This window comes from Amycolatopsis sp. GA6-003 (assembly GCF_046267895.1).
Taxonomy (GTDB): Bacteria; Actinomycetota; Actinomycetes; order Mycobacteriales; family Pseudonocardiaceae; genus Amycolatopsis.
In genome coordinates this window covers 4,266,469-4,281,135 of sequence record NZ_CP176499.1, presented here as the reverse complement: position 1 = coordinate 4,281,135, position 14,667 = coordinate 4,266,469, and the positions used below count along the sequence as shown (strand labels likewise).

The 14,667-nt window shown below is 70.9% G+C and carries 16 protein-coding genes; 10 read left to right on the top strand and 6 right to left on the bottom strand.

Features of this window, described 5'->3' with window-relative positions; genetic code table 11:
* Positions 1-3 precede the first annotated feature (3 nt).
* Positions 4-1,116, bottom strand: a complete 1,113-nt coding sequence (locus F9C12_RS18880) for an NlpC/P60 family protein (protein WP_409466753.1) — start codon at positions 1,114-1,116, stop codon at positions 4-6.
* Positions 1,117-1,196: 80 nt separating this feature from the next.
* On the opposite strand from F9C12_RS18880, the gene F9C12_RS18875 reads away from it, so the two are divergent.
* The 6 genes from F9C12_RS18875 to F9C12_RS18850 all read left to right on the top strand — a co-directional run bounded on the left by F9C12_RS18875 (position 1,197) and on the right by F9C12_RS18850 (position 5,316).
* On the top strand, positions 1,197-2,006 hold the full coding sequence (locus F9C12_RS18875; RefSeq protein WP_409466752.1) for a biotin--[acetyl-CoA-carboxylase] ligase: 810 nt from the start codon (positions 1,197-1,199) through the stop codon (positions 2,004-2,006).
* Between the two features lie 83 nt (positions 2,007-2,089).
* Complete coding sequence (locus F9C12_RS18870; protein ID WP_409183275.1) at positions 2,090-2,665, top strand: PH domain-containing protein; 576 nt, start codon at positions 2,090-2,092, stop codon at positions 2,663-2,665.
* Between the two features lies 1 nt (position 2,666).
* Positions 2,667-3,605, top strand: coding sequence for a hydroxymethylglutaryl-CoA lyase (locus tag F9C12_RS18865; protein WP_409466751.1), 939 nt, complete (start codon positions 2,667-2,669; stop codon positions 3,603-3,605).
* On the top strand, positions 3,595-4,173 hold the full coding sequence (locus F9C12_RS18860; RefSeq protein ID WP_409466750.1) for a GNAT family N-acetyltransferase: 579 nt from the start codon (positions 3,595-3,597) through the stop codon (positions 4,171-4,173). The genes F9C12_RS18865 and F9C12_RS18860 overlap by 11 nt, the downstream gene beginning before the upstream one ends.
* Before the next feature lie 82 nt (positions 4,174-4,255).
* Positions 4,256-5,056 (top strand): TNT domain-containing protein, encoded by an 801-nt coding sequence (locus tag F9C12_RS18855; protein ID WP_409183272.1) that lies wholly within the window; start codon positions 4,256-4,258, stop codon positions 5,054-5,056.
* Positions 5,053-5,316, top strand: a complete 264-nt coding sequence (locus F9C12_RS18850) for a hypothetical protein (protein ID WP_409183271.1) — start codon at positions 5,053-5,055, stop codon at positions 5,314-5,316. Before F9C12_RS18855 ends, F9C12_RS18850 begins: the two co-directional genes overlap by 4 nt.
* Here F9C12_RS18850 and hisN read toward each other — a convergent pair.
* The gene (gene hisN / locus F9C12_RS18845; protein WP_409466749.1) at positions 5,310-6,101 is read right to left on the bottom strand and encodes a histidinol-phosphatase; all 792 of its coding nucleotides are present in this window, start codon (positions 6,099-6,101) and stop codon (positions 5,310-5,312) included. The genes F9C12_RS18850 and hisN overlap by 7 nt on opposite strands.
* A gap of 42 nt (positions 6,102-6,143) precedes the next feature.
* Here hisN and F9C12_RS18840 point away from each other — a divergent pair, with 42 nt between their 5' ends.
* Together F9C12_RS18840 and F9C12_RS18835 are read left to right on the top strand one after the other, a co-directional pair.
* Positions 6,144-6,845: a response regulator transcription factor gene (locus F9C12_RS18840; RefSeq protein WP_009072764.1), complete on the top strand. Its 702-nt coding sequence runs from the start codon at positions 6,144-6,146 to the stop codon at positions 6,843-6,845.
* A gap of 12 nt (positions 6,846-6,857) precedes the next feature.
* Positions 6,858-8,141, top strand: coding sequence for an ATP-binding protein (locus tag F9C12_RS18835; protein ID WP_409467031.1), 1,284 nt, complete (start codon positions 6,858-6,860; stop codon positions 8,139-8,141).
* Here the strand turns inward: F9C12_RS18835 and F9C12_RS18830 are convergent.
* Genes F9C12_RS18830 through F9C12_RS18815 form a run of 4 tightly spaced genes read right to left on the bottom strand, consistent with a single transcriptional unit; the run spans position 8,065 to position 12,118 of the window.
* Complete coding sequence (locus tag F9C12_RS18830; RefSeq protein WP_409466748.1) at positions 8,065-8,769, bottom strand: HAD family hydrolase; 705 nt, start codon at positions 8,767-8,769, stop codon at positions 8,065-8,067. The two genes, F9C12_RS18835 and F9C12_RS18830, sit on opposite strands and share 77 nt — an antisense overlap.
* Complete coding sequence (locus F9C12_RS18825) at positions 8,766-9,290, bottom strand: GtrA family protein (protein WP_409183268.1); 525 nt, start codon at positions 9,288-9,290, stop codon at positions 8,766-8,768. Before F9C12_RS18825 ends, F9C12_RS18830 begins: the two co-directional genes overlap by 4 nt.
* Before the next feature lie 37 nt (positions 9,291-9,327).
* Entirely contained in the window at positions 9,328-9,828 is a 501-nt protein-coding gene (locus F9C12_RS18820; protein ID WP_409466747.1) for a GtrA family protein, read from the bottom strand.
* A 10-nt stretch (positions 9,829-9,838) separates the two neighbouring features.
* Positions 9,839-12,118, bottom strand: coding sequence for a sigma-70 family RNA polymerase sigma factor (locus tag F9C12_RS18815; protein WP_409466746.1), 2,280 nt, complete (start codon positions 12,116-12,118; stop codon positions 9,839-9,841).
* Positions 12,119-12,375: 257 nt separating this feature from the next.
* Here F9C12_RS18815 and F9C12_RS18810 point away from each other — a divergent pair, with 257 nt between their 5' ends.
* Positions 12,376-13,227, top strand: a complete 852-nt coding sequence (locus F9C12_RS18810) for a GGDEF domain-containing protein (RefSeq protein ID WP_409183265.1) — start codon at positions 12,376-12,378, stop codon at positions 13,225-13,227.
* Positions 13,228-13,280: 53 nt separating this feature from the next.
* Positions 13,281-14,609: a glycosyltransferase 87 family protein gene (locus F9C12_RS18805; RefSeq protein ID WP_409466745.1), complete on the top strand. Its 1,329-nt coding sequence runs from the start codon at positions 13,281-13,283 to the stop codon at positions 14,607-14,609.
* Positions 14,610-14,667: the final 58 nt, after the last annotated feature.

Sequence of the window (14,667 nt, the reverse complement as noted above, 5' to 3'; positions counted from 1 at the left end):
CGGTCAGTTCGCCGGATGCCCCGCCCCGGCGTAGTCGTCCCCGGGCCGGTGGAACGTGTGGATCTGGATCGCCTGCCCCTCGGTCGGCGCGTTGATCATCAGCCCGTTGCCGAGATACAGCCCCACGTGGTGAATGCGCGTCGCCGGGCTGCCGTAGAAGACAAGGTCGCCCAGCTGCGGTTCCTGCCCGCCAGGAACCGGCGGCACCGAACGGAACTGGCTGTCCGCAGTACGCGGCAGGGAAACCCCGGCGCTGTCGTAAGACGCCTTGGTGAGACCCGAGCAGTCGAACCCGGCCGCGCCCGCGTCGGGGCCGTTGCCGCCCCACACGTACGGCAGGCCGAGCTGACCCAGCGCGAATCGCGTGGCGTGCACCGACGGCGCGTTCGCCTTCGCCGGGTCCAGGGAGAGCGTCGCGTACAGCTGGGCGTAGCCGAGCACTCGCTGCCGGAACAGCTCCATGCCGCTGCCGTTCTGGTACCCGGCCACGGCCTTCCACCAGCCATTGCCCGCCGACAAATCGACACCGCTCGCGCACAGCGCGCGACCGGCGGCGACGGACGCGGCCGACGGGTCGGACAGCGCGGGGTGCGCGATGCCCGCGATCTGCGCGCCGTACTTCTTCCACTGCTGCGCCGAAAGCCCCATCGGCTCGCCGGGGCCGCGGCCGTGGTTGTTGCCCGCGACGCCGAGGCCCGCCAGCGTGACCCACGACAGGTGGCAGTCCGGGCGCTCCTTGCGCATCGTCAGCTCGCCGTTGGCGTACCCGAGCAACGCGGGGGCCGGGATGTCCAGCGGCCCGGCGAGCGAATCCGCCCACTTCTGCAGCGGGGCCGGACCGCCGCCTCCGCCGGCCGCGCCCTGCGCCGGTTCCTGCGCTTGCACCGGAGCGCTCGCCTGCAGCACGGACGGACCGCTGACCGGAGTCTGCGTGGGCGCCGGCGCGGTCAGCGCGGCCTGCGTCGGAACGGGAGCGGGCTGATCGCGTCCGGCGACCAGCCAGCCCGCGGTGGCGAGCCCGGCGACCAGCGGCAACGCCACGAGCCCGCGATACAGCGCGCCGCGAGCCCAGGCGGGCTTCGGCGGCGCGTCGGCGGTGGGGGTTTCCGGCGGCACGGCGTCCAATCTAGAAGAGCGCACCTCTGGCTAACGAGCGAACGGCTTGCACGTTAGGGGGACTCTCATATTGTGGGCACATGGCTGAACTCGACGCGGCGCGGCTGCGGGACGGACTCGGCGGCCGCTACGCCCGCCTCGACGTCGTGGAGACCACCGGTTCCACCAACGCTGACCTGCGGGAAGCCCTCGCCGCGGGAGCGGAGGACCGGACCGTTCTGCTGGCCGAACACCAGACCGCGGGAGTGGGTCGGCGGGCTCGTTCGTGGAGTTCGCCGAAGGGCACCGGGCTGTACCTGAGCATCGCGCTGCGGCCCGCGGGCGTGCCGTTCTCCGCGCTCGGCTCGCTGTCCGTGGTCGCGGGGCTCGCGGTGCACGCGCTCGCCACCGATTTGGGGGTCGACGTCGCCCTCAAATGGCCTAACGACGTGCTCGCCGGACCCGAGCGGGCCAAGTGCGCGGGCATCCTCGCCGAGGCCGTCGGCACCGGCGACCCGGCCGTGGTGCTGGGCATCGGCCTCAACGTCCTGCCGCTCGGCGACGACGTCCCGGCCGGTCCGGGCGGGCTGCCCGCGACCTCGCTCGCCGAGCAGGGCGCGACCAATACCGACCGCACCGAGGTCGCGCTCGGCCTGCTGACCAGGTTCGACGACCTCGAACGCCGCTGGCGGACGGCGGGCGGGGACCTCACCGAGGCCGGGCTGCTCGGCGACTACCGGGCCCGCTGCGCGACGCTCGGCCAGGACGTCCGGGTGCAGCTGCCGGACGGGTCGACGCTCACCGGCCGCGCCGCGGACCTGGACGCGTCGGGCCAGTTGCAGGTCGACGTCCCCGACGGGCGGCGGCTGACCGTTTTCGCCGGTGATGTGGTGCACGTTCGCCCTGCTTGACCGGAACGGGCGCGCCCGCGCGAGGTCCGCGCCGGTACGGTGGATCCACCACATCGGCACACATTCGCAGGGGAGCGCCCGCCGTGGCCTATCCGGACGATTTGCTCAGCCAGAACGAACGCGTGGTGGTGCACAGCCACCCGCACTTCAAGATGCTGATCTTCCCGTTCCTGGCGTTCGTGCTCACCGTCGGAGCGGCGGTGTGGCTGCTCGTCATCGCCAAGGACTTCGCCGGGCCGTGGAACAACATCACGATGATCGCGGTCGCCGCGATCGCGCTGATCTTCGTGGTGTGGCTGTTCCTCGCGCCGCTGGTCCGCTGGCGCACGACGCATTTCATCGTGACCACCGACCGGCTGATCGCGCGCGAGGGCGTGCTCAAGCGCACCGGCATCGACATCCCGCTGTCGCGGATCAACAGCGTCCAGTTCGAGCACGGCCTGCTCGACCGGATCTTCGGCTGCGGCACGCTGATCATCGAGTCGGCCTCGGACGAACCGCTGCGCTTCGATGACATTCCCCACGTCGAGCACGTGCATACGGTCATTTACCGCGAAGTCAACGACAATCCCTACGACGACTACCACGGCGCGCCCGGCCCGCAGGACACCGAACCTCTGCCCCCGCGCGGCCGGGAACCGCGCGGAAGGAGACGCTGACGTGGGTGCTCGAGAGGTCGGCCTGCCGGAACGGGTCCCCGCGGGCGGGTTGCCGCCGCGGGTCGAGATCTGGGAGGTCGGGGCGCGCGACGGGCTGCAGAACGAGAGCTCGGTCGTGCCGGTCGAGGTCAAGCTCGAATTCCTGGACCGGCTCGCCGGCGCCGGGCTGAGGACCCTCGAGGCGACCAGCTTCGTGCACCCGAAGTGGGTGCCGCAGCTCGCCGACGCCGAACAGCTGCTCGCCGGGCTCGACCGCCGCGACGGCGTCCGCTACCCGGTGCTGGTGCCGAACGACCGCGGCCTCAACCGCGCGCTCGACGCCGGTGTCGACCACATCGCGATCTTCGCCAGCGCCACCGAGACCTTCGCCCAGCGCAACCTGAACTCGACCTTCGACGACCAGTTCGGCATGTTCGAACCGGTGGTCACCCGGGCCCGCAAGGAGGGCCTCGAGGTCCGCGGCTACCTGTCGATGTGCTTCGGCGACCCGTGGGAGGGCGTGGTCGACGTGCAGCAGGTCGTGCGGGCGGGCAAGCGGCTGCTCGACTTCGGCTGCTCGCAGCTCTCGCTCGGCGACACCATCGGCGTGGCCACCACGAACCAGGTCACCCGGCTGATCGAGGCGTTCGCGGACACCGCCGACGTCTCCAAGCTCGCCGTGCACTTCCACGACACCTACGGCCAGGCGCTGGCCAACACCGAGGCCGCGCTCCGCGCCGGGGTGTCCACTGTGGACTCGTCGGCCGGCGGGCTCGGCGGCTGCCCGTACGCCGAGTCGGCGACCGGCAACCTGGCGACCGAGGACCTGGTCTGGCTGCTGGAAGGGCTCGGCGTGGAGCACGGCGTCGATCTCGGCAAGCTCGTGGAGACCAGCTCGTGGATGGCCGGGCAGCTGGGCCGTCCGTCGCCGTCGCGGGTCGTGAACGCGCTTGCCGGATAGCACTCCCGAGTTCGTCCCGCTCAGCGCGGAGACGTGGCCGTTGTTCGAGCAGCTCTTCGGTCCCGGCGGGGTGCAGGGCGGCTGCTGGTGCACGTTCTTCCGGCTCGCCAACCAGGACTACCGGGCCGCCGGTCGAGAGGGCCGCAAGGAGCACCTCCGCGCTGAGGCGCGGGACGGGAAACCGTTGGGGCTCTTGGGCATTGTCGACGGCGAACCGCTGGGCTGGGTGGCCGTGTCGCCGCGGAAGGACAATCCGCGGCTGGCCTCTTCGCGGGTGATGGCGTCGGACGAGCCGGGCGCGGTCTGGTCGGTGACCTGCTTCTACCTCCACCGCCGCGGCCGTCGGCGCGGGCTGGCGACGGCGTTGCTGCGGGCCGCCGTGGACTACGCGGTGGAACAGGGCGCGGAAACCGTCGAGGGGTATCCGGTGGAACCCGGGCCGCGGTCGACCTCCTCGGACCTCTACCACGGCACCACCGGCATGTTCGCCGACGCCGGGTTCGAGGTGGTCGAGAAGTGCGGCGCGGCCCGCGCGTTGGTGCGGCGGCGCAGCACCAACGCCCGATAAGGTGGGTTTCCCGCCCGCCCGGAACCTTCCGCGGCGGGCGAGCGTCCGACCCGGTGCCGGCACGACCGAGAAGAGGGTGCCAGTGTCCGACCAGCCCGAACCGGCAGACACCGACGTCGCCACCGGCCCGGTGCGCGTGCCCGCCCAGTACGGCGGGCTGCTCGAACGCGGCTTCGACGAGGTGCCCACCCCGCCGGCGGGCACCGGCGTGCTGCCCGCGCAAAGCCGTCCGCCGGTCGGTTCTCCGCGCACCGACCGGGAAAGCGTGCTGGCGTTGTTCGCCGTGCACATGTTCCCGCTCGGGCATTTGCCGGTGGCCGCGGACCGTCCGGACCGGCAGTTGCCGCTGCCCTCGGACGGGGTGGCCCGGCGGCCGTTGTTCGACCATCCGGAATCGGCGTTGCTCGACGACACCGCGGTGCTCGGATACGTCAAGCAGGGCTTCCGCCGTTCGCCCGCGCCGCCGGTGGATCCGGAGCCGCCCGAGGCCGTCGTCAACGGCTACGTGCCGCCGGAGGGTCCCGAATGGGAGCGCCGGTTCGTGGTCGGCGCCGAGTACGTGTGGCCGCCCGCGGAGGGCTGCGTCGAAGAGCCGAATCCGGTGGTACTGCCGGAAAACACGCTGCTGGACCGCTTCGGCAGCGATCACGGCCGGGTCTTCGCGCCGGACGGCACGCCGTTCGCCCAGCGCGCGTTGCCGCCCGCCGCGCTGCGTTCCGGCTACCGCCGGTACCGAGTGCTGAAGCCGATGCCGGTGTGGCAGGCCACGTCGGCGGAGTGGTTCGACGGACCGGGCGGCGGAATCCGCTACCGTGCGGTGCTCTCCGCGGACGAACTGGTCACGCTGGGATTCCTGGTCGACGTCACGCGGGAGGCACGATGAACACCCAGTCGATCCGGAAGTGGCTGGACGTCATCGGGGTGCCCGGGGAAGTCGTGTCGATCGGCCGGGAAGCGGACAACACGTGGTGCCTGCTGCCGATCTCCGACGGCGGCTGGGAAGTGTTCTGGCGCGAGCAGGGCAACCGCTACGACTGGGCCGCGTTCACCTCCGAACAGGTCGCCTGTCACTACCTCTTCGGCAGGCTGACCTGGTCGCAGGTGGCGCGCGGCGCGGTCGGCGTGCTGCCCGGCGCTCACTGACGGCGCAGCACGGCCAGCGCTTCGTCGTGCAGGAGGCCGTTTGTGGACAGCGCTGAACCGCCCTCGTAGGTCTCCGTGCCGGAAAGATCGGTGAACCGGCCGCCCGCCTCGGTGACGATCACCTGCGCGGCGGCGACGTCCCACGGATTCACGATGCACTCGGCCGCGACGTCCATCGCGCCTTCCGCGACGAGGCAGTGGCTCCAGAAATCCCCGAAGGCGCGGGATTCCCAGCACGCCTCGGTGAGCGCGAGGTACTTCTCGCGGGAGTGGTACTCGGTCCAGCTGTTCAAGTCCGTCGTGGACAGATAGGCGTCGCCGAGCGTCGCCACCTTCGACACCGAAATGCGGCGTTCGCCCGCCGCGTCGCGCAGGTGGGCGCCCTCGCCGCGAGCCGCCCACCAACGCCGGCCCAGCAGCGGCGCGCTGATCATGCCGACCACCGGCGTGCCGTCCTCGACCAGCGCGATCAGCGTCGCCCACACCGGGACGCCGCGCAGGAAGTTCTTGGTCCCGTCGATCGGGTCGATCACCCAGGCCCGGCCCTCGCTGCCCGCGGAGCCGCCGCGTTCCTCGCCCGCGACCGTGTCGCCGGGCCGTTCCGTCGCGAGGATTTCGCGGATCGCGTCCTCGACGGCGGTGTCAGCGTCGGTCACCGGCGTGCGGTCCGGTTTCGCGGACACCGCGAGGTCGAGCGCACGGAAACGGGCCGTGGTCAGCGCGTCGGCGGCGTCCGCCAGCCGGGTGGCGAGAGCGAGGTCATCCGAGTAGGCAGGCACGGTCACGATGGTTTCACGCCCGTTCGCCGTAAGGTTGGCCAGGTGAGCATGGTCCTACTTGCCGAAGACGATCCGGCCATCGCCGAGCCGCTGTCGCGCGCGCTGCACCGGGAGGGGTACGAGATCGAGGTCGTCACCGACGGCCCGGCGGTGCTCGCCGCGACCGCCGCGCACCGGGTCGACCTGCTCGTGCTCGACCTCGGGCTGCCCGGGATGGACGGGCTGGAGGTGTGCCGCAGGCTGCGCGCGAGCGGCACCGAACTGCCGGTGCTGATGCTCACCGCGCGCACCGACGAGGTCGATTTCGTCGTCGGCCTCGACGCGGGCGCGGACGATTACGTGGCCAAGCCGTTCCGGCTCGCCGAACTGCTCGCCCGGATCCGCGCGCTGCTGCGCCGCCGGGTCCCGGAAGTGCTGGAGGCCGGCGGCGTCCGGATGGATCTCGGCGCGCGACTGGTCACTGTGGACTCGCACGAGGTGCAGCTGGCGAACAAGGAGTTCGAGCTGCTGCGCGTGCTGATGAGCCGGGCCGGGCAGGTCGTCAGCCGCGACGAGATCCTCGCCGAGGTGTGGAACGACCTCGAGTCCAAGACGTCGAAAACGCTCGACATGCACATGTCCTGGCTGCGCCGCAAACTCGCGGTCGCCGCCGACGAGGCGGCGGGCAGGCAGGCGAAACCGGCGCACTCCGACGCCGAACGGCGCATCGCGACCGTGCGCGGCGTCGGGTTCCGGTTCAATGTCGAGTAGCCGCCGATGAGCATGCGCCGCCGGATCCTGCTGGCGATCCTCCTCGCCGTGGCGGTGACCGCGGCCGTGCTGGGCATCCCGCTCGGCGTCACCGCGTGGCGGCTGGTGGAGAACCTCAACCGGGAAAGCCTGGCCGAACGGGCGCGCAACATCGCCGCGACGGTGGACACGCAGGTCGCGAACGGCCAGGAAATCGACCTGGAGCAGTTCAGGGTCGGCGTTCCCGACGGCGGCATGCTAATCGTGCGCGCCGAGGGCTTCAGCGAAAAGCACCTCGGCGCGAACCCCGGCCCGGACCCGGTGGTCGAATCGGTGCCGACCGCTCGCAGCGGCACGGTGCTGCTGGCGATCCCGAGCGGCCCGGTGCGCACGAAGCAGACGCAGGTGACGCTGCTGGTCGTGCTGCTGGTGGTCCTGTCGGTCGGCACCGGCACGGTGGTGGCGACAGTGACCGCGCGCCGCCTGGCGAAACCGCTCCGGCACGTCGCGGACCGCGCCTCCCGCCTGGGCGGCGGCGATTTCCGCCCCGACCCGAGCCGCTACCGCGTGGCCGAACTGGACATGGTCGCGGAGGCATTGGATACGTCGGGGTCGGCTTTGGCGCAGCTCGTGCAGCGGGAACGGCAGCTGGTCGGGGATGTCTCGCACCAGCTGCGCAGCCGGTTGACCGCGCTGCAGCTGCGGCTGGAACCGTTGACCAGCCACGAGGATCCGGACGTGGTCGAGGAGTCCCGCGCCGCGCAGGAACAGGCGGACCGGCTGGCCCAGGCCCTGGACGAACTGCTGGCCGCCGCCCGAGCCGCCCGCGAGGTCGACGCCGAGCCGGTGGATCTGCCGGTGACGCTGCCCGCGGTCGCGGAGGAATGGCGACAGTTGCTGCGGGTCGAGGGCCGGAACCTGCGACTGAAGGTCGCGGACGGCTTGATGGTGCGCGTGACCCCGGCGCGACTGCGCGAGGTAATCGGGGTACTGCTGGACAACGCCCTCCGCCACGGCGCGGGAACGGTCACGCTGTCCGCCCGCCGCGGGGATGCCGAGGGAACGGTGGTGATCGAGGTCGCGGACACCGGGTCGGGGGTGCCGGACGAAATCGCGCCGCACATTTTCGAACGCGGTTTTTCCGGCGGAGGTTCGACCGGGGTGGGGTTGGCTTTGGCCCGTGCTCTGGTGGAGGCGGACGGCGGACGACTGGAACTGTCGAATAAGCGACCGGCGATTTTCAGTCTGTTTTTGAAGGTGCCGCGTCCGGGCGAGGTGGGGGAATTGCAGTGGCCCGCGGAGCCGGTTCCTCGCTGAGGATCCGGACTGCTTCCCGCAGCTCAATCGCGACGCGGTGCGGCGGTCGACCTTGCGGCCACGCTCGATGATGGCTGATCCAGAGCGTGCGCAGCCCGGCGTTGTGCCCGCCTGCGATGTCGAGGTCAGGGCTGTCGCCGATGACCCAATCGCCGGGAGCCAGCGTGGTCCCGCAGTTTTGCGCAGCGAGGCGGAAGATACGAGGGTCGGGTTTGCGCAATCCGACGGCGGCGGAAACGCAGTAACCGTCGACTGCTTTCGCGAGGCCGGTGCGGTGCAGCTTCGCTAGCTGATTGTCCTGCATCCCATTAGTGACGATGCCGATTCGCCATCCGGCGGCGCGCAGGGTGCCAAGATCGGCCAGTGCGTTCGGATAGAGCTGCACCAGTTGCGGAATTCTCGCGCGATAGCTCGCCCACAACTGTTCGGCAGGCTCGGCCAGAGCGAACTTCTGCCGGACTTCGGCGAAGAACCGGTCCATCGGACCTCCCCGCCGCGCCGCGATCAGCCAGCTCGCCGCGTCGTCGGGAAGCCGGTGCCGCGCGGCGAATTCCGCCGCCCAGCGGGAAAACGCGCCGCTGAGGTCGGTCAGCGTGTCGTCGAGGTCGAACAGCGCCAGCCGGGTCACCGGGGAAGCCGGGTGACCCCGTCCTTCCGCCGTTCCCCCAGTTCGTCCGGGAACACCCACTTCTTGAAGCCCCAGAACCGGAACACCATCGCCAGCAGCATGCCGATGATCGACCCGCTCGCGAAGTCCGCGACCTCCTGCACGAACCGCGACACGTGCGGCACTTCCAGGTGCATCCAGTAGCGCGAGATCAGCAGCGGAATCAGGTTCACCACCACCGCGACGCCGCTGATCAGGAAGAACAGCGTGGCCTCGTGGGCGCGTTCGCGGCCGCCTCGGGTGCGGAACGACCATTCGCGGTTGAGCACGTACGACACGATCGTCGCGACGATGATCGCGATCGCCTTCGCGGTGGTCGGTTTCGACTCCAGCACGCTGAGCTTCAGCAGGTACCAGACGCCGTTGTCGACCAGGAAGGTCGTGCCGCCCACGATCGCGAACTTCAGCAGCTCCCGGTGCTTCACGAGCACGGAGCGCAACGGCTCGGGCGTGCGGGCGAGCACGGTTTCGACGACGGTCACGTAACGCAGTCTAGAGAATTCGAGGTCACGCCAGGTCTCAGGCGGCCTTACGGTCCGGAATATCCGGATTGTCATTCCGCGCTGATTCCGGCCGGGCGCCCTCCGTGGGGAACACCCACTTCTTGAACGCCCACCAGCGGAACAGCGTCCCCAGCAACGTGCCCAGAAGCATCCCGCTTACGAAGTCGGCGGCCTCCTGCCCGACCAGGCTCACGTGTGGCACCTGCAGCTGCAGGACGTAGCGCGAAACCCACTGCGGCAACGCGTTCAGCCCGAGTGCGACCCCGCTGATCAGGAAAAACAGCGCCGCTTCGTGCGCCCGCTCGTGGCCGCCGCGGGTGCGGAACGCCCATTCGCGGTTCGCCACGTAGGAGAAGATCGTGGCGATCAGCACACCGACGATCAGCGCCGTGACCGGATGGGTCCGCAGCACGGTGAACTTCAGGACGTACGTGATCGTCAGCGTGATGACGAAGCTCGTGCCGCCGACCAGGGCGAAACGGACCAGTTCACGGTGCTTCGCCAGGAGTTCGCGCACCTCGCGGACGCTACTCCGTGAACCAGCCGAAGAATCCCCGGGGTTCGACCGACGGCGGACGTTTGCCGTGGTTATCGGGTTTGCCGGGCTTTCCGTCCGAGCTGGGGTCCGGCGGCGCGCTCGTGGTGGCGGCCGGGCTGCTCGACGTCGGGTCCGGCGTGTCGTCATCGTCGGATGGCGTGGACGGCGGCGTGACGCTCGGCTTCGGGTGCTTCGTCGAACTCGGCGCGTGGCTCTTCGAGGTCGACGTCGTGGGCGGCAGCGGCACCGACGTGGACGACAGCGGTCCGATCGTCGAGTCGTGGCACATGTTCCACCAGCAGCCGAGGTCCACCGGGACCGGTTTCGCCGACGCGCTGCCGAGCGACGCGTTGACGGTGACGGTGAGCGGGCCATCGAACGGCTTGCGGTCCACCGTCACCAACAGGTCCGCTTTCTCGCCTGGAGCCAGCGGTTTGGCACTGGTGCAGCTCGTGCTCGTCGCACCGGACGTGCAGTCGAACTTCTTCAAGCCAAGCTGCCAGGTGGTGCTGTGGTCGAACGTGATCGTGACCGGCTTCGTGCTCTGCCCGGTGTTGTACACCGTGGCCAGGATCTGCGGCTGCAGCTTCCACGGCAGGCCGAGCGGCCTGGCGGTCAGCGCCAGTGCGTCCTTCGGGGCCTTGACCTTCACCTGCACGCTGACGGTGACGTTCACCGAAGCACCCGCGGTGACCGAACCGGTCACCGTGCCGCCGCTCGCGTTCTCGTCCGCCTGCAGCCGGAACATCAGCACCGCCGACTGGCCGGGCTGCAGTCCGCTGCCGGTCTTGCACGTGACCGTGCCCGTGCCGCCCGGGCACGCGACCTGCATCGGCCCGGACTGCGCGGCCGCTTCGCTGGAGTACGCGCCCGCCGCGCCGCCGCCGTTCGCGGGAACGGCCCGGACTCCCCGCGGCAGATTCAGCGTCGCCTGGACCGGATCGGACACCGAACCGCCGTTGTTGCGCACGGTGATCGGCAGCTCGACCGGCCTGCCGCCCGGCTGGAGTTCGACCCCGCTCGGCGGCATGGACGCGGACAGCTGCGGCGGCGCGGCAGGCGGCGGGTTCTGGGCCGGCGGCTGCGCGGGCGGAGCAGGGGGAGCCGCCGGGGGCGCCGCAGGCGGGGGCACCGCTGGAGGCGCGGGCTGGGCAGGCGGCGGTGCCGGGGGAGCGGGCGGCGCGGCCGGAGGTGCTGGGGGAGCAGGCTTCGGCGCCGGTGCGGGCGCGGCGGCCGGCGGCGGTGCGGGTGCCTGCTGAGCAGCCGGAATGGTCTGCGTTCCGCCGCCGGCAGCCAGCGCGACCGCCACGGCGGCCACCATCGCGGCCCCGGACATGGCGACCCCGGCGAACTGCCGCGGCGCGGACGCGGCCGCGGCCGCACCCGCCTTGGCCCCGCCTGCCGCGGCGGCACCAGCACCGACCGCGGCGGCACCGGCGGTAGCCGCGCTCGCCTTGGCCGCGCCGATCGTGGCCAGGTAGCCGAGAGCGGCGCCGCCGAGGACGATCGGGGCGATGATCGCGCGCAGGCTGCCGTTGACGTCGGCCAGCTCGGCCGCCAGCACCCGGCACTTCTCGCATTCGTCGAGGTGGTTCTCCACCTGCGAGCGCTCGCGTTTGGACAGTCCGTCGCGGGTCCAGGCCCCGAGCCGGTCGGCCGTCGCCCGGCAGCGGTCGGCACCGGTTTCCTGCAGGTGGACCTGCAGGTACGCCTGGCGAAGCCCTTCCCGGGCGCGGTAGGCGAGCGCGGACACGCCGTTCGCGGTCAGCCCGAGCAACGGCGCGACTTCAGCCGGGCTCTGCTGCTCGATTTCGGTGTGCCACAGCACTGCCTGCCAGCGTTCCGGCAGCCGCGCGAACGCCTTCGCGGCCATCGTGCGCTCGAGGCCCGCGACGGCGGTGTCGGAGAACGGCACGGTGAGCGCCTCGCCGGCGGCCCCGCCGACGTCGCTCATGTCCTCGTTGAGGTCGATCCGACGGTCACGGCGCGTCTTGTCGTACGCGGTGTGCCGCAGCGCGGTAAGGAGGTACGCGCGGAAGGCGCTGTCCGGGCCCTTTCCGCCGCGCAGCGTGTCCAGCACCTTCGAAAACGCCTCCGACACGAGGTCGTCGGCCTCCGAGCTGGACCGCGCGAGCTGGCGGGCGAGGTTGTGCGCGGCGCCGCTGTGCCGCTCGTAGAGCGGACCGTAGGACGCGATCTTTCCCGCGCGCACCTCTGCGATCAGCTCGGCGTCGCTCTTACCGGAGAGATCGGCGGGAACGGTGGACACGGGGCTCCTTTTTAATGCTGTGCGCGCGGCGGACTCCACGCGCTTTACTCCCTACAACGCACACCAAGTGTGACGGATGCGGCGACACTCGTCACGCCGTGGTCCGGCAGATGCCTCAGTAGGCGCAGCAAGTTCACCTCCTCGTCTGGTGATTACGCGAAAAAGATCGGGGAAAACGCGTCACGAGGACTACGCCGCGGCGTCCCCTCCGTGATTGGGGACAAGATCGACAGGTACCGGAAGGAGCTGGGGGTTCGGTGGACGTACCGGCTACCGGGGCGCGGTTCGGCTCCGCGGGCGACTCGTCGGGGGACGAGACGCGTGCGCGGTTCGAGCGGGACCGCCATTTGCGGGCATTGCGAGCTCGCTGGCGAACAGCCAGTCTCGCGGCCGGCTGGCGTTTCCCGAGCGACTGGGCACTGCCCGAGGTGGACGCGGTGTGCGCGGCAGTCGTCCGGCACGGTTCGACGGGCGCGGAAAACGCCCTGGCCGGGCTGGGGCGGGCGCGGGCCGCGGCGGGAGCGGGACTGTCGGAAACGCTGTCCGACCTGGCCGCTTTGCACGCGGTGCTCGCCGATCCGGACGCGGTCGACGGATTCGTCGCACCGGACGTCGACGCCACTCCGGCTCGCCTGCTCCGCGTGACCGCGCTGGCCTGGGCAGATGTCGCGACCGACCAGCTCGTGCACACCGAGGTCACCGACCCGCTCACCGGCCTGCCGTCCGCGGCGTACCTGCGGACCCGGCTCGGCGAGATCTACCGCGGCGAGGTCAGCGAAGCGCACGTGCTGCTGACCGTGTCGCTCGACCTGACGTCGGTGTCCGGCTGGCCCCGGCTGACCGCGATGATCCTCGCCGCGGACGCCGTCCGAGCGGTGTTCGACACCGGCGAGTGCTACGCGACGCTCGGCCCGTCCGCGGTCGCGGTGCTGGCCGAACGCAACGAACGCCTCGCCACGCGCGGGGTCGCGCTGCGAAGGGCGCTCAACGAACGCCTTTCCGTGGACCCGCAACTGCGCGACGTCGCCCGTCCGCTCGTGTCGGCCGTGCGATTGCCCGGGACGCACGACCGGGCGTGCGAGCTGCTGACGGAATTGGCGCACAGCTGAGTGCCGGTCACCCTTCCTGACCAGCATTCCCGCCCTCGTGCTTTCCTGGTGTGGTGACCAGGACCGTACCCTCCGCTGCCGACGGCGAAGCTCCGGTGAATCGATCCGGGCAGCCCCGGCTGGCTCTGCGCCGATCGCTGGCGCGGCTGTCCGTGCGCCCGCGGTCGATGCTGATCTTCGCCGTGTTCCCGCTGCTGGCGATCGCGGTCGGGTTCTGGGGCTGGACGCACGACTGGAACCTGGGCGTGGACAGCGCGGTCTACCGGGCGGGCGCGCTGCAGCTGCTGCGCGGCGACAACCTCTACGACGCGAACACGCTGCCCACCGAACCGGGCTGGGCGCTGCTCCCGTTCACCTACCCGCCGACCGCGGCGCTCCTGTTCGCCCCCCTCGCGCTGGTGCCGGTGCAGGTGGCCTGGGGTTTCCTCACCGTGGTCTCGCTGGCCGCGCTCGCGCTGTCGATCCGGATCGCGATCGGCGCGCTGCCCCGCCCGGCCGCCGACGCCCCCCGCTGGTGGGCCTCGCCTGCCCGGTCGACCATCGTGTTCTTCCTGGTCTTCCTGGGCTTCGAACCGGTGTGGCGGACGATTTTCCTCGGCCAGATCAACCTGCTGCTGATGGCGATGGTCCTGCTGGACCTGCTGGTGATCTGCGCGCGCGGCAGCCGCTGGGGCGGCGTGCTGGTCGGCCTGGCCGCGGCGATCAAGCTGACCCCCATCGTGTTCGTCGGCCACCTGCTGGTGACCGGCCGCTGGAAAGACGCCCTGCGCGGACTGGCGACGTTCGTGGGCATGCAGGCGCTGCTGTTCCTGGTCAACCCGCACGATTCGTGGAAATACTGGACCAAAACGCTCCCCGACACCGGCCGCATCGGCCCGGTGCACTGGGCGGGCAACCAGTCCCTGAACGCCCTGATGAACCGCGCCACGGACCTGGCCCCGTGGGCCTCGAGCGCGGCCATCGCCATCGGCCTGGTGCTCGCCGTCCCGGCACTGTGGCTGATGCTGCGCTTCCACCGGCGCGGACAAGCGCTGGCCGCACTCCTCGTCACGGCGTTCTGGATCCTGCTGATCTCGCCGGTTTCCTGGTCGCACCACTGGGTCTGGGTCGCGCCGCTGGTGGTGCTCCTGGTGTCCCGGCTGCCGAAAACCACCCCGGCGACGGCCTGGAAACGGTGGCTGGGGACGTTCCTGGTGGCGTTCGTGTTCGTCAGCTGCGTGCTGCTGATCTTGCCGAACGGCCGGAATGTCGAGCTGCACTGGAAGGTATGGCAGAACATCCTCGGCGACGCGTACATCCTGACCCCGGTAGTGCTGGCCCTCGCCCTGGCACTGCGGTGGTGGTTCCAGCGCCGGTCTCGCATCCGGGCCGTCTCTTCTTAGCTGCCTTTGCCCTGGTGAGGGGCTTGGGTGCGGTTTTTGTCGGTGGTCGTGGTTACTG